The organism is Oscillibacter sp., assembly GCF_040505565.1.
In the GTDB taxonomy this organism is placed as follows: domain Bacteria; phylum Bacillota; class Clostridia; order Oscillospirales; family Oscillospiraceae; genus Oscillibacter.
In genome coordinates this window covers 55,420-73,682 of the sequence record NZ_JBEUWZ010000016.1, presented here as the reverse complement: position 1 = coordinate 73,682, position 18,263 = coordinate 55,420, and the positions used below count along the sequence as shown (strand labels likewise).

General features: G+C 60.6%; 15 protein-coding genes. 9 read left to right on the top strand and 6 right to left on the bottom strand.

Features of this window, described 5'->3' with window-relative positions; translation table 11 throughout:
* Window positions 1–19 precede the first annotated feature (19 nt).
* From dnaX to ABWQ15_RS09200, 3 genes are all read left to right on the top strand, one after another.
* Entirely contained in the window at window positions 20–1,804 is a 1,785-nt protein-coding gene (gene dnaX, locus ABWQ15_RS09210; protein ID WP_353908476.1) for a DNA polymerase III subunit gamma/tau, read from the top strand.
* A 114-nt stretch (window positions 1,805–1,918) separates the two neighbouring features.
* Window positions 1,919–2,287 (top strand): YbaB/EbfC family nucleoid-associated protein, encoded by a 369-nt coding sequence (locus ABWQ15_RS09205; RefSeq protein WP_502919119.1) that lies wholly within the window; start codon window positions 1,919–1,921, stop codon window positions 2,285–2,287.
* A gap of 60 nt (window positions 2,288–2,347) precedes the next feature.
* On the top strand, window positions 2,348–4,114 hold the full coding sequence (locus tag ABWQ15_RS09200) for a DUF4127 family protein (RefSeq protein WP_353908475.1): 1,767 nt from the start codon (window positions 2,348–2,350) through the stop codon (window positions 4,112–4,114).
* Window positions 4,115–4,198: 84 nt separating this feature from the next.
* Here ABWQ15_RS09200 and ABWQ15_RS09195 read toward each other — a convergent pair whose 3' ends face one another.
* Window positions 4,199–4,963 (bottom strand): hypothetical protein, encoded by a 765-nt coding sequence (locus ABWQ15_RS09195; RefSeq protein WP_353908474.1) that lies wholly within the window; start codon window positions 4,961–4,963, stop codon window positions 4,199–4,201.
* A gap of 218 nt (window positions 4,964–5,181) precedes the next feature.
* On the opposite strand from ABWQ15_RS09195, the gene ABWQ15_RS09190 reads away from it, so the two are divergent.
* The 6 genes from ABWQ15_RS09190 (at window position 5,182) to ABWQ15_RS09165 (ending at window position 10,299) form a co-directional block, all read left to right on the top strand.
* Window positions 5,182–6,243, top strand: a complete 1,062-nt coding sequence (locus ABWQ15_RS09190) for an FAD:protein FMN transferase (protein ID WP_353908473.1) — start codon at window positions 5,182–5,184, stop codon at window positions 6,241–6,243.
* Complete coding sequence (locus ABWQ15_RS09185; RefSeq protein ID WP_353908472.1) at window positions 6,209–6,613, top strand: NusG domain II-containing protein; 405 nt, start codon at window positions 6,209–6,211, stop codon at window positions 6,611–6,613. Before ABWQ15_RS09190 ends, ABWQ15_RS09185 begins: the two co-directional genes overlap by 35 nt.
* A 4-nt stretch (window positions 6,614–6,617) precedes the next feature.
* A complete protein-coding gene (locus tag ABWQ15_RS09180) occupies window positions 6,618–7,133 on the top strand; it encodes a Gx transporter family protein (RefSeq protein ID WP_353908471.1) in 516 nt (171 codons plus the stop codon).
* 4 nt (window positions 7,134–7,137) lie between these two features.
* Window positions 7,138–8,367 (top strand): AAA family ATPase, encoded by a 1,230-nt coding sequence (locus ABWQ15_RS09175; RefSeq protein WP_353908470.1) that lies wholly within the window; start codon window positions 7,138–7,140, stop codon window positions 8,365–8,367.
* Window positions 8,368–8,382: 15 nt separating this feature from the next.
* Window positions 8,383–9,372 (top strand): 2-hydroxyacid dehydrogenase, encoded by a 990-nt coding sequence (locus tag ABWQ15_RS09170; protein WP_353908469.1) that lies wholly within the window; start codon window positions 8,383–8,385, stop codon window positions 9,370–9,372.
* Between the two features lie 108 nt (window positions 9,373–9,480).
* Entirely contained in the window at window positions 9,481–10,299 is an 819-nt protein-coding gene (locus ABWQ15_RS09165; RefSeq protein ID WP_353908468.1) for a carbon-nitrogen hydrolase family protein, read from the top strand.
* A gap of 98 nt (window positions 10,300–10,397) precedes the next feature.
* On the opposite strand, the gene ABWQ15_RS09160 is transcribed toward ABWQ15_RS09165, so the two are convergent.
* The 5 genes from ABWQ15_RS09160 to ABWQ15_RS09140 form a co-directional block, all read right to left on the bottom strand.
* Window positions 10,398–11,222 (bottom strand): mechanosensitive ion channel family protein, encoded by an 825-nt coding sequence (locus ABWQ15_RS09160; protein ID WP_353908467.1) that lies wholly within the window; start codon window positions 11,220–11,222, stop codon window positions 10,398–10,400.
* 9 nt (window positions 11,223–11,231) lie between these two features.
* A complete protein-coding gene (gene udp, locus ABWQ15_RS09155) occupies window positions 11,232–12,005 on the bottom strand; it encodes a uridine phosphorylase (protein ID WP_353908466.1) in 774 nt (257 codons plus the stop codon).
* 65 nt (window positions 12,006–12,070) lie between these two features.
* A complete protein-coding gene (locus ABWQ15_RS09150) occupies window positions 12,071–14,458 on the bottom strand; it encodes an endonuclease MutS2 (RefSeq protein ID WP_353908465.1) in 2,388 nt (795 codons plus the stop codon).
* A 45-nt stretch (window positions 14,459–14,503) separates the two neighbouring features.
* The gene (gene recO, locus ABWQ15_RS09145; RefSeq protein ID WP_353908464.1) at window positions 14,504–15,256 is read right to left on the bottom strand and encodes a DNA repair protein RecO; all 753 of its coding nucleotides are present in this window, start codon (window positions 15,254–15,256) and stop codon (window positions 14,504–14,506) included.
* 281 nt (window positions 15,257–15,537) lie between these two features.
* Window positions 15,538–18,168, bottom strand: coding sequence for an NYN domain-containing protein (locus ABWQ15_RS09140; RefSeq protein ID WP_353908463.1), 2,631 nt, complete (start codon window positions 18,166–18,168; stop codon window positions 15,538–15,540).
* Window positions 18,169–18,263: the final 95 nt, after the last annotated feature.

Below are 18,263 nucleotides of genomic sequence, written 5' to 3'. Positions count from 1 at the left end.
ATCGAAAGGAGATGCAAGGATGTATCAGGCACTGTACCGCAAGTGGCGGCCCAAGACGTTTTCTGACGTCATCGGCCAGTCCCACATCACCGAGACGCTGAAACGTCAGGTGGCGGAGGGCCGCACGTCCCATGCATATCTCTTCACCGGCACCCGGGGAACCGGAAAGACCACCTGCGCGAAAATTCTCGCCAAGGCGGTAAACTGCGAGCACCCTGTGGACGGTGACCCCTGTAATCAGTGTCCCAGCTGTCTGGGGATTGAAAACGGCACGTTTTTGGACGTACTGGAGCTGGACGCCGCGTCCAACAACGGCGTCGATCAGGTTCGGGCCCTGCGGGATGAGGCGATCTATTCCCCCGCCAACGTAAAAAAGCGGGTCTATATTGTGGACGAGGTCCACATGCTGTCCGTGCCCGCGTTCAACGCTCTTTTGAAGATTCTGGAGGAACCGCCGGAGCACCTGATGTTTATTTTGGCGACCACGGAGCTTCATAAGGTCCCCGCCACCATTCTCTCCCGCTGCCAGCGATATTCCTTCAAGCGCATCACGCCGCAGGACGTGTGCCGACAGCTCTCCTTTGTGGCCCGACAGGAGTCCATCAACCTGCAGCCAGACGGCGCAGAGCTTTTGAGCCGTCTGGCGGACGGCGCGCTGCGGGATGGGCTGTCTCTTCTCGATCAGTGTGCGGCGGCAGGCGGCGTGATCGACGCCCGCACCGTGCTGGACGTGCTGGGCTTGGCGGGCAATCTTCAAACCGCCCAGCTGATGGACTGCGTTTTGCGGCGGGACGCGAAAGCGGCTCTGCTGCTTATGAACCAGCTGTACGCCGGGGGCAAGGATGTGGGCGCCGTTTTAAACGAGCTGTCCACCCTGACCCGGGATCTGCTGTTGCGCCGGACTGCCCCGGAGGGGGGCGCGGCGCTGCTCTCCGGCGGATTTGACGGCTCCACGCTGGACAGGCTTGAAAAGGACGTGCCCGGCAGCAGGCTTTTGTATCTGGCAACGACCCTGCAGCAGGCCACCGCCGATCTCTATTACAGCTCCAACCGTCGGACCGATGCGGAGCTTTGTCTCCTGCGGTTATGTGACGAGACGCTCTCCGGCGATCTCAGTGCTCTCATGGCCCGCGTTCAACGGGTGGAAGACACGCTGGAACGGCTTCCGGCACTGCTGAACAGCGGTATTTCGGAGCAACCGGGAAAGCCCGCCCCGGCCAGGCCGGCGGCAAAGCCGTCCTCACCCGTCTCCGTTCCGGCGGACAGCCCTCCCTGGGACGAGGAAAAGCCACCCCTTCCGCAAAATCCGCCCCTTGACGACGAACGTCCCCCTTTACCGGAGGAACCGCCCGAACCGTCCTTTGAAAGGGAGCCGCTCGCAGAAGAAACGACTTCCACGCCGTCCGTGTGGCGGGAAACGGCGTCTCCTACTCCTGCGATGGGTCCGGCAAATTCCGCCCCGGCGGGTAACGCCTCCGGCGCTATCGGCGGTGCGGTCTGGTGGCGTGCGCTGGCGGAGGAGTGCAAGGGACGTCTGCCACCCATGTACCGGGCGTTTTTGGACAAGTGCAGAGGTGAATTGAAAGACGGCGTCGTCACGGTTTACGCCCCCGACGAGATCATAAGGGGACGTTTGGACAATGACCGGGTTTTGGGCACTTTACAGGAGCTGAGCGCACTGAAGGTCAGGGGACCGGTGACGGTGCGGCTCACCGTGGGCAGCGGCCCCGCTTCCTCGCCGGAGGACAAATTGCAGGGCCTGATCCAGATGGGAAGCCAGCTGGACAATTTCACCATTCAGTAGAAGCAGCCGCAGACTGTTTTTCGGCCACGCCGCCCCGAAACACCGGGACAACGGCGGCGCGCTTATCTTTGATTGCAGGGCAGAAAAAATACATCTGAAAAGGAGTAAAAACTTATGAGCTACAGTGCTCGTCACGGATTTTCCAACGGCAGTATGCGCCCCACCGGGGCCGCGCGCCAACAGGAGATGCAGCAGAAGATTCAGGAGATGCAGGCGGCCATGACCGCCGCGCAGGACGCGGTGGAGGTTCAGGAGTTCACCGCCAGCGTGGGCGGTGGCACGGTGGAGGCCAAGGTCAACGGCAAGAAAGAACTCTTGGCCGTGACTATCAAGCCGGAAGCCGTGGACCCGGAGGACGTGGAGATGCTTCAGGACCTGGTGGTCTCCGCTGTCAACGAGGCTCTGCGTCAGGCCACGGACGCCATGGAGAACAGCCTGAATACGGCCACCGGCGGCATGGACCTGGGTGGTTTTTCTCTATAAAAATCACGCTAAAAGTCCGCAGGCTATGCCGTGCGGGCTTTTTTGCAGACTGGAGGCAGTATGAGAGATACGGTTTCAAAGCTTCTGGCCGCGTCTATGGCACTTGTCCTTCTGGCGGGACTGACGGGCTGCGGTGCGCGGAAGCCGACGTTTCCGGACGGGCCTGTGAAGCTGGCTTATGTCCCGCTGGACGACCGACCGGACAATGTGGAACGGGTGGAATATCTGGCGGAATCGCTGGACTATGATCTGCTCATGCCGGGCAGGGATCTGTACGCCACAAAGCTGGACGGCCAGCCACTGAACGCAGACGGCACGCAGTCGGGCAACCGGGCCGCGCTGTACGAGTGGGTCCTCTCTCAGGAGGAAGCTGGCTGTGACCGATACATCCTCTCTCTCGACCAGATGCTCTCCGGCGGGCTGGTCAGTTCCCGCGCCATGACGGGGGAAAGCAGCGTAACGCTTACGGACGGCACGGCGCTGACGGAGCCGGAGCTGCTGGACAGTCTCCTGTCCCTGCTTTCCAAAGATAAAAAAAATCAGGTCTGGCTGCTGGACAGCGTCATGCGCCTGGCCCCCACGGTCGGGTACGGCGGCTTCGGTCTTAACGAGTACAACGCCCTGCGGGACTACGGCATTGCGGCCCGGCCTCACCTGGCCGGAGATGCGCTGAGCGTTGAAAACATCACGGCGGATTACCGTCTGGGGGCTGATGGTCAAGAGCTGGAGGTCCCGTCGGCGGAGCCGCTGCCGGACGGCGCGGTGGAAAATTATTTGGCGGCGCGGGTCCGGAAGCTGCGGCTCAGCGCCCATCTTCTGAGTGCGCTGGACGGTGGGGCCTACGCCAATTTTCATGTTTTAATCGGCGTGGATGATTCTTCCGCTGAAGACAGCATCCAAAAGAACGAGATCGCGTACCTCTCCGCAAACCTGCGGGCGGGGGATTGGCTTCTCTCCGGTGTGGACGACCTTGCATTCAAGGCCATCACGAAGCTGTATCTTCAGGACTGCGGCTGGAACGGTGCCAAAATCAGTCTGCGGTATATCGGAGGGCTTGAGGCACAGCCCGCCTGCAACTACGACTATCAGTCTTTGGAAACGTTGGTAGATCAGCATCTGGACTTTTTTGATCTGCAAAAACTCTCCAAGACCAGCGGCGCGGATTTTCAGATTCTGGTCCTCACCGCCCCAGTGGAACCGAAGCGCACCGGGGACTATGCCTGGGCGCTCAGCAACGCCCTCAGCGAGAACCGGAAGAACCGGATCCCCACCGTTTTGATCGACGCATCCAACGACGCCTACGGCGCCGTAATCCATGACGCGCTGGCGGAGCAGTCGGAGCTAAGTTCCCTTCTGGCCTATTCCGGCTTTCTGGACATGGCCATCGTCACCGGCACCGCCATCTCTCACGGGGTGGCGCGGTATGCGTGGCTAACCCATACGCCGTCCCCAGAAAAGGACGATGCGGCCAACACGGCCTTTGTCAAAACTTTGTCCGACAGTGTAATCAAGGATTTTGCCTTCCGCAACACGGTTCGCAACGACCTGTACGCCTACGTCCGGGATGAGCTGGGCGGAAGTCCGGATAATTTTTACAAACCGGAGATAGACCGGGCACAGGTTCTCTCCGCTCTGGAGGCGGACATGGCGACCTCCGCCGCGCCGGTGCTGGCCAATTTCAGCAGCGGAAAAATTCTTGTGAGCCTGTCCCCATGGGTGGAATCCGGCTGCGGTACGCTGACCCTCTCAAATTACCGCTTTCCCTGGAACCGGGTGTTTGAAATCGGCATGGATATCCACCGACAGACATCCGCGACGAAAGGCTGAGTAATTTAAAACGCTTAGGAAATCAAAAAGCGCCGCAGGACTCTCGTCCCGCGGCGCTTTCACATTCCGTTGTGATTCGCGGAGTTACAGCTCCTTGACGGTGTAAAACACCGCCAGTATGAAAATCGCAATTCCCAGTACCCACAGGGCATAGTAGGCCACGGTGGCGCTGAACAGGGACAGCACGGTGGCGGCGGCGGAAAGGCCGCAGGTGACAAACAGGATCGTACAGTCGGTCTTCTCGGGCAGGACGCGGATCGTACCCAGCATTCCGTCGGCCCGCTCCACCTTCCGTGCAGCCAGAGCAACAGCAGCCAGCAACACCAAATACGCGCAGGCGCCCGCGATCACATAGCTCCTCCAAAAAATATTGTTCACGCCATGACGGCAGACCCATGTGGCAAACAACCCGGTACCAAGAACCGCCATTGCATAGAAGCAGTCCCGCGCGTACAGACACCAGAGGACTCCCATCAGCATGGCCGCAGCCGCAATCACGGAGAGAATCACCGCGCCGGAGGGATACACAGCTTTAACGAGCCAATTTCCGGCGGAGAAAAACAGACCGGTGAAGACCACGATCCAAGCCAGCGTCCGCTTCCATCCTGACGCCTTTCTCCACACGATGGCCAAAATCACGCCCAGCGCCAGCACAGCGGCGCCGATTCCCATCAGGGTGGGCATTGCGGCGTCCCAGCCCAACATCTGATTCACATCGCCGTTGATGTAATACTTTCGGACCGTCATCAGATAAATCTCCGCTAAACAGCCTCCGATAAAAAATTTAAGCGCACCGTTCAAGGGCGCGTTGTTCTTCTTGAGTCCTTCCGCTTTGTTCTTTTTCGGCATTTATTGCAACCTCCATGGGTAATTTTAAAATTGGCGCAGAGAAACGCCCACACATACCGTGTCATTCTAGCAGATTGTCTGCGTTTTTGCAAGGGCTTTCACGAAAAAAGCGCCCGGTGGCAGTTCTCCCCGCTTGTCTGGCAGGCAAAACCGTGCTATACTGATGGTTCCCGAAGTATTCTGATTTCCTGCCAAATTTTCAAAGCGAGGACAAGCGCATGAGACGATTTTTTGCCGCCGCGCTGTGCGCGGTGCTGGCCTGCGGCCTGACCGCCTGCAGCCAAGGCGGAGAGCAGTCCGCAGATTTTTACGCCATGGACACCACCATGAACGTCACCGCCTACGGCGCAGGGGCGAAGTCCGCCGTGGACGAAACTGTGGCGGAGGTGAACCGACTGGACTCCCTTCTCTCCCGCACACGGATCGACAGCGTGATCTCTCAGCTGAACGCCGGTACCGCAAACCGGGCGGTGGGGATGGAGGTCTGGGATCTCCTGTCGGCGGCGGAAAAATACAGCGCCGCGACAAACGGCGCATTCGACATCACCATCGCCCCGGTGGTCTCCGCCTGGGGCTTTACCACGGACCACTATCAGGTTCCGGACCAAAGTGAGCTGGACGAGCTCCTGACCCATGTGGGAAGCGCCCACATCCATCTGGGTGAGGAAAGCATCGTCACTCTGGACAACGATACGCAGATCGACCTCGGCGGTATCGCCAAGGGCTACGCCTCCGACTGTGTGGAGGCAATTCTGGCAAAAGACGGCGTGGAAAGCGCCAAGGTGGCGCTGGGCGGCAACATCTATGTCCGGGGGAGCAAGCCGGACGGCTCTGCCTGGCGCGTGGGGGTACAGGACCCCGAGAACTCCGACGGTTTCGTCGGGATTCTCTCTTTGACGGACGCCTTCGCCGTTACCTCCGGCGGCTACCAGCGGTATTTCGAACAGGGCGGCAAGCGCTACCACCACATCATCGACCCCGCCACCGGCTATCCTGCGGAGAACGGACTGACCTCCGTCACCGTGGTGGCCCCCGGAAATGAGGAAGAAACAACCGGCGAGCCCGGCCACGGCACCATGTGCGACGCGTTTTCCACCGCGCTGTTCGTCATGGGGGAAGAAAAGGCGGTGGCGTTCTGGCGTTCCGGCGTCTATTCTTTCCAAATGGTGCTGGTGACGCAGGACGGCCGGGTGCTGGTGACAGACGGTCTCAAGGACAAATTTGAGCAGGAGGATGGCAGCGGCTATGCCTATGAAACGATCTCCCGAAGTCCGTCCTAAACCCGCCGATGCGCTGGTGGCGCTGGCGGTGCTCCTGCTGGCGGCTGCGCTGGCGCTGAGTGCATGGGGCGGAGGCATATCCGGCGGCCTCACCGCCGTTATCTCCGTGAACGGGCAGGTGACGGAGACGGTGAACCTCTCCCGCCTCTCCGGACCGGAGGTACGGGAATTGAACGCAAACGGCTATACGCTCCATGTCCGCCTGTCCCCCGACGGGGCGGAAGTAATCGATTCCACCTGTCCCAATCAGGTCTGTGTCCATACCGGACACATCAGCCGGGCGGGACAGAGTATCGTGTGCCTGCCCGCGCGGATTTCAGTGACGCTGTCCGGAGGGACGGAGGGCGGCGTGGACGCCGTACTGGGGTGAGACGATGAAACTGACGACAAAACAGCTGACGCTCTGCGCTGTGCTGACCGCGTTGGCGCTGGCCCTGAGCTATGTGGAAAATTTTCTCCCGCTGTCGCTGGCGGTTCCCCTTCCGGGGGTGAAGCTGGGCCTTGCCAACATTGTCACCGTATTCGCGCTGTACGCGCTGGGGATTGAACAGGCGTTCCTCATTCTGATCGCCCGGTGTACGCTTGGCGCTCTATTCGCGGGGAATCTGAATGCGTTGCTGTTCTCCCTTCTGGGAGGACTCTGCGCAATGGCGATCATGGCTCTGCTGTCCAGGTCAAAGCGTCTTTCCATCTACGGCGTTTCCATCGGCGGCGCTGCGGCCCACAACTGTGGGCAGGTGGCGGCGGCGGTGCTGACTCTGGGCAACACGGCCCCCCTCTACTATCTCCCCCTACTGCTGGGGGTATCCCTGTTTACCGGGGCCTTGACGGGCTTTGCGGCGGGGCTTTTGTTCCGGGCATTGGAACACACTTCTTTGATGAAAGCGTGAGCGTATGGACAGAAAAGATGTCAGTAAAAAGGACCAGATCATTTTGCAGCAGCTGGATGTAATCCGCACCATGACGGAAAACAACCTGGGCCGCATGGGGACGGATTTCTGGGGGCATCCCACCGCTCCGCCGGAGGCAGCGAAACCCCGGACGCCGGACGCGCCCTCTCCCGCTCCCCCGCTGAAAACCGGCGGAGGCAGGGAAGGCGCCGGCAATTCGGCCGCGTCCACCGGCAACGACGACACAAATGCCCCGGGGCAGACCGCTCCGCCCCCGGAGAAAATCGAGGATCTGCAAGCAGAGCTGGAGGGCTATATCGGCCTCACCGCCATTAAAAAAGAGGTCAAAAACCTCATCAATATGGTGACCGTCTATCAAATGCGGAAAGATCACGGACTCCCCACCACGGACCTCAGCCTCCACATGGTCTTTTCCGGCAATCCCGGCACTGGAAAGACGACCGTTGCTCGGCTCATGGCCCGTATCTACCACAGTCTCGGCATTCTCTCCAAGGGCCAGCTGGTGGAGGTGGACCGCAGCGGTCTGGTGGCCGGATATGTGGGGCAGACCGCCATCAAGACCACCAAGGTGGTCGACTCGGCTCTGGGCGGCGTGCTGTTTATCGACGAGGCTTACGCCCTCAATGGCAGAGCGGAAAACGACTTCGGTCAGGAGGCCATAGACACCCTTCTGAAGGCCATGGAGGACCATCGGGACGATTTGGTGGTCATCGTGGCGGGCTATGACGGTCTGATGGATGACTTCGTCCACTCCAATCCCGGTCTCGAATCCCGGTTCAACCGCTTTTTGCACTTTGATGACTATAATCTGGACGAGATGCTGTCGATTTTTGATATGCAGTGCAAAAAGGGCTGCTATCAGCTGGACGGAGAGACCCGGGAGATGGTCCGGGACTTTATTCAGGAGGAGAATACGAATTCCATCGCGTTTGGAAACGCCCGGGGCGTGCGGAACATTTTCGAGCAGATTCTGGTGAATCAGGCCAACCGTCTGGCCACGCAGGAAAACGTATCCAGAGACGACCTGATGAAAATGATACCCCGCGACATTTTGATGTCCCGGGGTATGGAAGAGGACTCGGAAACCGCCGCAAATCAGTCTCCGCCGGAATCCGTTGGACTCACCCAAGAGAAGCCCCCCGCTCCAAAGCCGCCTGAAAAATCCTCGGTAGAGAAAGACAGCTCCGCTGCGAACGAACACGAACCATTCTAAAAGGAGAGACATCGCATGAAAGCTTTGGTACTTGCCCCTAAATTCCGCTATGACCTCTTCGGCCCGGAGACTCCCGCCAGCAAATCGGTAGAACTGATTTTCTGTGACCGGGAGGGAACGGAGGCCCAGTGGCTGTCCGCCGGATGGGACGCGGACGCGTTGTTCGTCACCCCCGTCACCGTCATCTCGGAGAGCCTTATTTCCAAGATGCCCAACCTGAAGCTCATCCACTCAGAGGGCGTGGGTTTTGACCGCATTGACCTGAAGGCCGCGAAAGCCCGCGGCATCTATGTATGCAACAACGCCGGGTGCAACGCGGCGGCGGTGTCTGAGCTGTCCGTCACTCTGATGAGTATGCTGCTTCACCGGGTGCTCTGGGGAGACCGGATGGTCCGTCAGGGCCGTCAGGGTGAGGCTGTGCGGCTGGTAGAGGAAGATATTCCCTCGGATCTGTCCATCTCCAGCGTGGGGCTGGTGGGCTTCGGCGCCATCGGTCAGGCCGTGGCGGAGCGGCTGCGGCCCTATGGCAGCGAGGTTCTCTACTTTGCACCTCACCGCCGGGACCCTGAGACGGAGGCGCGGCTGAACGTCCGTTACCTGCCGCTGGAGGAGCTGGCGGCCCGGTGCGACATCATCAGTCTCCACCTTCCCGCCAACAGCGGGAGCCGCCATCTGGTGGACCGGGAATTTCTGTCCCGCGTGAAGCCCTCGGCGTTTTTGGTGAACACCGCCCGGGGCGCCATCATTGACGACGAGGCGCTGTGCGACGCTCTCCGGGAAAACCGGCTGGCGGGTGCGGCGGTGGACTGCTATGAGCCGGAGCCCGCCGGAGCCGACCATCCGCTGGTCCGTCTGGCGGCGGAGTACCCGGACAAGCTGATTCTCTGCCCTCACTTCGGCGGAGTGGCCAAGTCCGCGTTCCGCACAGCGCACCGGATGCTGTTTGAGGATTTGGAGAGCGTCATGGCGGGCAAACGGCCGCAGCGGATAGTCAACGGACTTTAAGCGGACCGCTCTGGGAAACAGTAGCCCGGTACGGACAATTCAGAATTAACCCGATCGGCAGGAACGCCGCAGAGGCGTTGGGTTCTTCAGCGGAGAAGGGAGATTTCTATGAAAATCGCACTGATCCAGCTGGCGGGCGGCACCGGCGATAAAGCCGCCGACATCGCTCTGGCCAGTGAAAAAATCCGGGAAGCGGCGAAAAACAGAGTGGACTTTGCCGTGCTACCGGAGATGTTTTGCTGCCCCTATGACAATGCCTGCTTCCGTGATTTCGGCGAGACGGCCGGCGGACAGGCGCAGGCCGCTCTGTCCGCGCTGGCAAAGGAGCTGAGCATTTATATTGTGGGCGGCTCCATCCCCGAGATAGCGGACGGAAAGGTCTACAACACCTCCTATGTATATGACCGGATGGGCCGGGAGCTTGCCCGGCACCGAAAGGTCCATCTGTTCGACATCGACGTGGCAGGCGGGCAGCGGTTTTTTGAATCCGACGTTCTCACCCCCGGCGATTGGATCACCACGTTTGAAACCGAGTTCGGCGTGATGGGCCTTTGCATCTGCTTTGACCTCAGATTCGAGGAGTTGGCAAGGTGCATGACTTTGCGGGGCGCAAAGTGTCTCTTCGTTCCGGCGGCGTTCAACATGACCACCGGTCCCGCCCACTGGGAGCTGCTGTTCCGCCAGCGGGCGGTGGACAACCAGTGTTTTACCGTGGGAGTCTCCCCTGCCCGAAACCCGAACGCATCCTATGTGGCTTACGGCAACTCCATTGCCGTGGACCCCTGGGGAAAGGTGCTGTGCCGCGCCGAAGCGGAGGCGGCAGTGCTGTACGCCGACCTGGACCTCTCCCGGATTGAATCTGTGCGCAGCCAGCTCCCCATTCTCTCCGCCCTGCGGACAGACCTGTACCAATTGCGGGAGCTGTAATGCCAGTGTTTTTCGCTTCCTAACGCTTTCGATCAAAGCAAAAAGTTCCGGGAGATTTTGTGGAAATCTCCCGGAACTTCCTTTTTGTTCTGTCTGTCTTACGCTTTTTCTTCATTCAAAACGTGAACATTCAAGTGATTATAAGTCATCTCCACCCGCTTCTCTTTAAATGCGCCCCGCAGGTTCTCGCCAAGGCCCAGATACACGTCCCAGTAATTCTCCGGCGCGGACCAGCAGTAAATACTGTATTCGATGGCGCTGGACTGATAGTCCGTCAGATAGACCGTGGGGGCGGGGTCGGCCAGCTTGCCGGGCGTTCTCTCCAGCGCCAGAAGGCAGGCGGCTTTCACTGTCTCCGTCGGCGCATCGTAGGACGCGGTTATCTTTCGGCAGATCCGGCGGCGGCCCAGCGCGGTGTAGTTTGTCAGCTTGCCGGAGGAAATCGTCCGATTGGGGATCAGAACCGTCAGTCCCTCCGGGGTCACCAGCTTCGTGTGGTTCAGGGTGATCTCCTCCACCGTTCCGGAGACGCCGTCGGACTCGATGAAATCCCCGATTCCAAAGGGATGGGAAGACAGCAGCACCAGCCCGCCGGCCACATTGCCCAAGATATCCTCCGCCGCGAGGGTGACGCCCAGAGAGGCCACGCTCAGCAGCGCCACCAGTGACGAGGAATGGATTCCCAGCGTTTCCACCACAATGACAACCGTGACAATGTACAGTGCCAGCTTCAACCCCGTCAGCAGATATTTCTGCACCCGCTCATCCAGTTTGGTGCGCTTTACAATCCGACGCAGCAGCTTCATGCTGATTTTCATGACAATCAGGCAAATCAGCAGCGTGATGACGGCGTATACTAGCCGGCCAACCGTCACCGCTGCCACGCCGGGCAGCGCCGCGTTCCACAGGGCCTCAAAGTTCACGGACGCACCTCACTTCTTCTCCGCCCGGTCGGCTTCGATCAGCAGCTTCAGAGCTTCCACCGCCACCTTCACAGACGCGGTAGTATCCTCGCTCATGTTCTGGTCCAACCCTGCCTTCTCCCTCTCCTGATTCCAGACCACATGGAAGCAGGAGCCGCACCGGACGCCCAACGCCGCCGCCACCACGAACAGGGCGGCGGATTCCATCTCGCTGGCCTTCACGCCCAGACGCTTCCAGCTCTCCCACTTCTGCTGAAGCTCATAGGAAACCGGCGACTTCTCCGGGCTGTGCTGGCCGTAAAAGCTGTCCTTGCACTGGACGACGCCGGTATGGAGCGGGTAGCTCAGCTTCTTTGTGGCCGCCGCCAAAACGCCGGTGATGCCGAAATCTGCCACGGCGGGGAACTCAATGGGCGCATATTCCATACTGGTATGTTCGAATCGGATCGCTCCCGTAGCCACCACGATATCGCCGGATTTTACGTCCAGAGCGATGCCGCCGCAGGTGCCGGTACGTATAAAGGTGTCCGCGCCGCACTTCACCAGTTCCTCCATGGCGATGGAGGCAGAAGGCCCGCCGATGCCGGTGGAGCAGACGGAGACCTTCTCCCCCAGCAGCATACCGGTGTAGGTGGTAAACTCCCGGTTCTGGGCTACCTTCTCCGCGCCGTCAAACAAAGCGGCGATGGCCGGGACGCGGCCCGGGTCCCCGGGCAGGATGCAATAGCGGCCCACGTCTCCGGGAGCGCACTGGATGTGGTACTGTTTCGGCAAATCGTGCATATTCCTCACCTCATCAAATTTTTCCGGCCCCCGCCGCGACGGGGGCCGTGCAAAAACAAACGTTCTTATTTCATGCTTACCACCGTGACGCCGGTCTCGCCCTCGCCGTAAACACCGAGGCGAAAGCTCTTGACCGCCTTGTTTCGCCGCAGAATCTCATGGACGGCCTTTCTCAGGACTCCGGTACCCTTTCCATGGATGATGGTGACGGTTTCCAACCGCCCCATCACGGCGGCCGAGAGGAAGTTCTCCACCACGCTCTCCGCTTCAATGCTCTCCATTCCCCGAATGTCCAGTTCGCTGGAGGCGGCGGTACGCAGCAGCTGCTGCGCCGCGTGAGACTGAACGGAGACGGCGGGCTTCTTCCTTCCGGCGGGTTCTTCGATCAGCCGCACCTCGTCCGCCTTCACGGTCATTTTCATCCGGCCCGCCTGCAGCTGGAGCGTGCCGTCTTTTCCCAGGTCGGTCACCTCCGCCAAGGTCTTCACGCCGGGGATCTCCACCCGGTCACCCTTTTGGATGGGACGGCTGGGCTTGGGGATGGGCTCCGGCTCAAATTCACGGTTGCGGAGCTTTTCCTCCGCCTCGTTCAGCCCCCGGCGGATGGCGGCCTGGGCCTCGTTGAGATTCTGGGCGGCGTCGGCTTTGGCCTGCTGTTTGCGCAGTTCCGCCAGTTCGTTCATGGTCTGGTCTGCGGCGGTCTTCGCGTCCCGTAGGATACGGCGGGCGTCAGCCTCTCCCCGGCTGCGGGCGTTGTCCCGTGCCCGCTCCATCTGCGTGCGGAATTCCCGGGCCTTGCGGGCGTCTTCCTCCCGTTGCTGATAGAGACGGTCCGTCTCCACCTGCTTTTTCTCCAGCGCCTGCCTCTTTTGCTCCAACTGGGTCAGTACGTCCTCAAACCGGACGCTGTCTCCGGCCATTTGGGCCTTTGCATCCTCCACCACGTCGTCGGGCAGACCCAGCCGCTTGGAAATCGCGAACGCGTTGGATTTTCCCGGGATGCCGATGAGCAGCCGGTAGGTGGGTTGCAAGCTCTCCACATCAAATTCGCAGGAGGCGTTTTCCACCCCCGCGGTGGTCATGGCAAAGGTCTTCAGCTCCGCGTAGTGGGTGGTGGCCGCCAGCTTCGCGCCAGAGCTCCGTACCCTCTGAATGATGGCGATAGCCAACGCCGCGCCCTCCACCGGGTCGGTTCCCGCACCCAGCTCGTCGAACAGCACCAGAGTCCGCCGGTCCGTCTCCTTCAAAATCCGGACAATGCCGGTCATGTGGGCGGAGAAGGTCGACAGGCTCTGCTCAATGCTCTGCTCGTCGCCCACGTCCGCCAGCACCCGCTCATAAACGGATATCTGGCTTCCCGACGCCGCGGGAATATGAAGTCCGCACTGGGTCATCAGCGTCAAAAGGCCCAGAGTCTTCAGGCTGACCGTCTTGCCCCCGGTATTGGGGCCGGTGATGACCAGCGTGTCGAAGCTGTCCCCCAGCTCGATGTCGATGGGGACCGCCTTGGCCCGATCCAGCAGGGGATGGCGGGCCTTACGCAGTACGATGGCCCCATCCCGCCGAATCTCCGGCCGGACACCGTCCAGTTTATAGGAAAGCTGACCTCTGGCAAAAATCAGGTCCAGAAGGACCAAGGCGTCGTAATCCCACTGGATGTCCTCCCGGTGATTTGCCGCGTCGGCGGACAGCTCCGCAAGGATACGCTCGATCTCCTTCTTTTCCTTGGCCTCCAGCTCAATGTACTCGTTGTTGGCCTGAACCACCCCCATAGGCTCCACGAACAGCGTTGCCCCTGTGGAGGATACGTCGTGGACAAGGCCCGGCAACGCCCCCCTCTGCTCCGCCTTCACCGGCACCACAAACCGCCCGTCCCGCTGGGTGATGATGCTCTCCTGCAGGACCTTGCTGTAAGACGGGGAGGAGATGATGCGCTGCAGGACCTGGCGGCTTTTCGCCTGCGCCGCCCGCATTTTCCGGCGGATATCGTTCAGCTCGGGGCTTGCATTGTCGGAGATGGTGTCCTCGTCCAGAATGACGGACTTAATTTTGTCCTCCAGAAAACGGTTGCCGTGGAGGGATAAAAACAGATGGTCAATGGCGCTCTTTTCTCGGTTGTCCCCGTTGAAATACTCCCGGGTTCTCCGGGCCGCGGTCAAAAGGCCCGCAATGGTCAAAAGCTCCCGGGTATTCAGTCCGCCGCCCCGGTCTGCCCGGTCCAGAGCCTCCCGCACCGGCTTGAGTCCGGAAAAGGACGGACTGCCCCGCAGCCCGATCATCTCCCGGGCCGCGTCGGTCTGGTCCAGAAGCCGCAGGACCTCCTCAGTCTCCGTCTCCGGCGTCAGAGTCAGGGCGCGGCGCTTCGCCTCATCGCTGACCGCCTGAGCCGCGAGCAGAGTCAGCACCTGAGGCAGCTCCAGCGTCCGCATGGATTTTTCAAACAATTCGCTCATAATCGATCCTTTTCGTATAAAACGTCCACAATAGTACAAAATGTATCATAAATTTGACAGGCTTTTATAATAGTCCAGCGTTCGGAATCCCCGTTCCAATTGGATGGCCACATATCGCTCCGCTGCGTCGGAGAGCTGATTCAGCCCCTCTCCGATCAATGTAAAGGCATAAAGCCGTCCGGGGTCTCCATAGACGATATGCCGCAGGGCGGCCACCGCCTCCGGACACAGCGGAAGCGCCCCCACGTTTCCCACGCCGCCGCAGGCGGCGCAGCGCAAAACGCCCTGTACCGGGTCCAGGCAGGCCTCCGCCGGGTTCTCCGCGCCGCAGACAGCGCACCCGTCCGCCAGCGGCTCGTATCCCGCAAGACACATCAGTCTCCACTCAAAGGCGGGCTTTGCCAGTTCCCGTGGCTTTTTTAGGGTATCCAGAGCGTAAAGTCCGTTGAGCAGGTGACTTAGCAGCTCCGGCGCCGGGATTTCCGGGGAGGAGACGGACTCCGTCAGCTCCGCGAAGTAAAAGCCCAGCGCCAGTGCCTCAAAGTCCGCCCGCAGACCATCGAACAGCGACAGGGTTGTCCCTTCATTCAAATAATACCAGTCTCCCCGGCGTGTCAGGGTCAACTCACTGTATACCAGCGTCTGGCAGGCGGCTGTAAAGCGGCAGGACTTGCGCCGTGCGCCCTTGGCGATCACGGATATTTTCCCGTGGTCGGGGGTGAGCACGGTAAGAATCTTATCCGATTCCTTCGTCTCCGTCTCCCGCAGCACCGCGCCGCGCGTCACCAGTTCGCTCATGGTTCCGCCTCCTCACGCCGAGGCAGTAGTCGCCTCCATAAATTCCCGGTACAGCGCATAGCATTCCGGCACACCGGTGGCCCAGAACAGGGTCCAGCAGGTCTCAGCAGTCATGTTTGATCACCTCTTCGGTCAGTATGGCCGATTTTGTCGAAAACATGGCTGGAAATGACTGTGAACGCCGCAGGCAAAGTGCCCCGGCCCCAGCAAAAGTCTCTGTGCTATACCGCATTATTATAGCAAAGCGGCAGCAAGTCTGCAAGAGGCGCAGTGGGGGTGCGCTATTCCTTCTTTTCCTCCAACGCCTTCGTCATTGCCTCCCGCATGGGACGGGCCTTTCCGTACAGATTGTTTTTCTGCAGAATATTTCGGATCTCTCCCGTGGTCTGGACCATCTCTTCGTGAAAACCGGCGGAGGAGACCCGCAGCGCCCCGTGGCCCAGAATGATTACCTGCTCCGCGCCGTCGGAGGAAACCACCCGGACCCGATGCTCCCGTCCGATCTGATAGGTGATCCGCTCGATGTAGGAGTCCGCAGTCTCCGTCTCTTTTGTATAAACTACCTGAATATTTTGATACCTTTCCTCCCGCTCGGTTCCGCCCTTGACCTTGTAAGCATCGAACACCAGAATGACCTCGCATTTGCGAAAGCTTTGATAATTGCTCATCAGGTCGCACAGCATCCGCCGTGCGGCGTCCAGCCGCTCCGCAGCCACGGTTTTCAGCTCGTCCCAGGAAAAAATCACGTTGTATCCGTCCACCAACAGGTATTCCGGCCCGGCGGGCCGGGGCGCGGCGCGGAGCTCCGCTTCGCCGGATACCGCAGGTAAAGGCTTTTGAAAGGTCCGGCGCTTTACCGGGCCGTAGGTCCGCTCAAATATAGCCTGCAATTCCCTGTCCTGTTCCACCGTTCCGGCGTAGGACGAGGAGCGGGCGGCGGGGCCCGCCGCGCGGTCCTCAGCGGGCCTCCCGTCCAGATGAAAGCCGCTGTCCACATGAGCATGGGATGGAACATCACTCCACTTCACCAGGTACCCCGCGCCGTGGGCACAGAAAACGGAGTCAGCCGGGTTTTCCAAATCCCGCTCCGGGTCGTACCCCGCCGCTTCCACAACGAATTCCTGCTTTTGGCAGGGTCGGTAGCCGCCTGGGACGCATACTAGCCGTCCCTGACCCCTTGTATAGGCGATTACCTCCGCCGCATAGTCCCGCAGGGCGGACACGGGCGCCGAGCCGGTAAACTGAGTGTCCTCCCCCTCTGCTTCCGGCGGCGCAAACTCTCCGCCCATTCGCTGAAGATCCGCCATGGCCCGGCCCGTCTGAGCTGTGGGGACCGTGAGAGAGAAATCGTACCAGGGCTCCAGCAGGACGCTTTGGGCGGACATCAGGCCCTGCCGCACGGCGCGCCATGCAGCCTGACGAAAATCGCCGCCTTCGGTATGTTTTTCGTGAGCCCGCCCCGCCAGGAGGGTGATCTTCATGTCTGTAATCGGCGCGCCGGTGAGAACGCCGGGGTAGCTCCACCCGGCAAGATGGCTCAGGATCAACCGCTGCCAGCCGAAGGCCAGCACATCCTCCGGACAGGCGGTGGCAAACCGCAGTCCCGCTCCCCGTTCCAGGGGCTCCAGCAGAAGGTGAACCTCCGCATAGTGCCGAAGAGGCTCAAAATGGCCGATACCGATCACCGGGGCGGCGATGGTCTCCCGATAGACCAAGGCTCCGGGGCCAAAGGTCACGTCGAGATCAAAGCGGTCCTTTAAAACCCGCTGCAAAATCTCCTGCTGGATGGTCCCCATCAGCTGGACGTTGATGCGCCCGGTCTGCTCCTGCCAGACCACGTGGAGCTGAGGGTCCTCCTCCTCAAGCTGCCGCAGCTGCATCAGCGCGGTATGGGGGACGCATCGGTCCGGCAAAAACACCTGGCAGGTCAACGCCGGTTCCAGCGTCGGAGGTGCGGACGCCGCCTCCGCTCCCAGTCCCTCGCCGGGGAAGGTACGGCTAAGACCGGTGACGGCGCAGACCGTTCCCGCCTCCGCGGCGTCGGCGGGCTGAAATTTGGCGCCGGAGTAGATGCGGATCTGGTCCGCCTTCTCCTGCCAGTCCTCCCCGTCCCGGCTGCCGGAGAGCAGATCCTTGACCCGCAGCGTCCCGCCGGTAACCTTGAGATGGGTCAGCCGCACGCCCTGAAGGTCTCTGGAAATCTTAAAGACCTTCGCGCCAAACACATCCCCATAAACCGGGACCGGGGCAAACCGCCGCAGACCCTCCAGCAACTCTTCCACTCCGTCCAGCTTCAGCGCCGCACCAAAGACGCAGGGAAACAGCTTTCGCTCCCCCACCAGCTCCGCAACGGTCTCGTCCTTCAGTTCGCCGGAGGCCAAATACTCCTCCATGGCCTCCTCTCCGCAAAGGGCAATCTCCTCTCCCCGCTCCGCCTCAGACCGGGAAAAATCCACGCAGCCGCCGTCCAGGCGGCTTTTCAGTTCCGCCAGCAGCGCGGTCCGGTCGGTCCCCGGCTGGTCCATCTTGTTGATAAACAGGAATGCGGGTATGCCGTACCGCATCAGCAGCCGCCAGAGCGTCAGGGTGTGGCCCTGAACACCGTCGGCTCCGCTGATCACCAAAACCGCGCAGTCCAGCACCTGAAGCGTCCGCTCCGCCTCGGCTGAAAAATCCGCGTGACCGGGGGTATCCAGCAGCGTCAGCTCCAGGCCGTCCAACGGCAGCACCGCCTGCTTTGAAAATATGGTGATGCCCCGCTCCCGCTCCAGCGCAAAGGTATCCAGAAACGCATCCCGGTGGTCTACCCGGCCCAGCTTCCGTAGCGCCCCGCCCACATACAGAAGCCCCTCGGTCAAGGTGGTCTTCCCCGCGTCCACGTGGGCCAATATCCCAATTGCCAGTTTTTTCATCGTCTTCTCCGCTTATCTTGTTTAAAATCGGTAATTTTTCTTTCAGTATAGCAGTCTTGGGCCGCAAGGTCAAAAATAACATTTGCTTTTATCGG

What these genes read in the sequence shown, in the direction of transcription:
- dnaX (WP_353908476.1), top strand. Translation starts at nt 20, where the DNA reads ATGTATCAGGCACTGTACCGCAAGTGGCGGCCCAAGACGTTTTCTGAC.
- ABWQ15_RS09205 (WP_502919119.1), top strand. Translation starts at nt 1,919, where the DNA reads ATGAGCTACAGTGCTCGTCACGGATTTTCCAACGGCAGTATGCGCCCC.
- ABWQ15_RS09200 (WP_353908475.1), top strand. Translation starts at nt 2,348, where the DNA reads ATGAGAGATACGGTTTCAAAGCTTCTGGCCGCGTCTATGGCACTTGTC.
- ABWQ15_RS09195 (WP_353908474.1), bottom strand. Translation starts at nt 4,963, where the DNA reads ATGCCGAAAAAGAACAAAGCGGAAGGACTCAAGAAGAACAACGCGCCC.
- ABWQ15_RS09190 (WP_353908473.1), top strand. Translation starts at nt 5,182, where the DNA reads ATGAGACGATTTTTTGCCGCCGCGCTGTGCGCGGTGCTGGCCTGCGGC.
- ABWQ15_RS09185 (WP_353908472.1), top strand. Translation starts at nt 6,209, where the DNA reads ATGCCTATGAAACGATCTCCCGAAGTCCGTCCTAAACCCGCCGATGCG.
- ABWQ15_RS09180 (WP_353908471.1), top strand. Translation starts at nt 6,618, where the DNA reads ATGAAACTGACGACAAAACAGCTGACGCTCTGCGCTGTGCTGACCGCG.
- ABWQ15_RS09175 (WP_353908470.1), top strand. Translation starts at nt 7,138, where the DNA reads ATGGACAGAAAAGATGTCAGTAAAAAGGACCAGATCATTTTGCAGCAG.
- ABWQ15_RS09170 (WP_353908469.1), top strand. Translation starts at nt 8,383, where the DNA reads ATGAAAGCTTTGGTACTTGCCCCTAAATTCCGCTATGACCTCTTCGGC.
- ABWQ15_RS09165 (WP_353908468.1), top strand. Translation starts at nt 9,481, where the DNA reads ATGAAAATCGCACTGATCCAGCTGGCGGGCGGCACCGGCGATAAAGCC.
- udp (WP_353908466.1), bottom strand. Translation starts at nt 12,005, where the DNA reads ATGCACGATTTGCCGAAACAGTACCACATCCAGTGCGCTCCCGGAGAC.
- ABWQ15_RS09150 (WP_353908465.1), bottom strand. Translation starts at nt 14,458, where the DNA reads ATGAGCGAATTGTTTGAAAAATCCATGCGGACGCTGGAGCTGCCTCAG.
- recO (WP_353908464.1), bottom strand. Translation starts at nt 15,256, where the DNA reads ATGAGCGAACTGGTGACGCGCGGCGCGGTGCTGCGGGAGACGGAGACG.
- ABWQ15_RS09140 (WP_353908463.1), bottom strand. Translation starts at nt 18,168, where the DNA reads ATGAAAAAACTGGCAATTGGGATATTGGCCCACGTGGACGCGGGGAAG.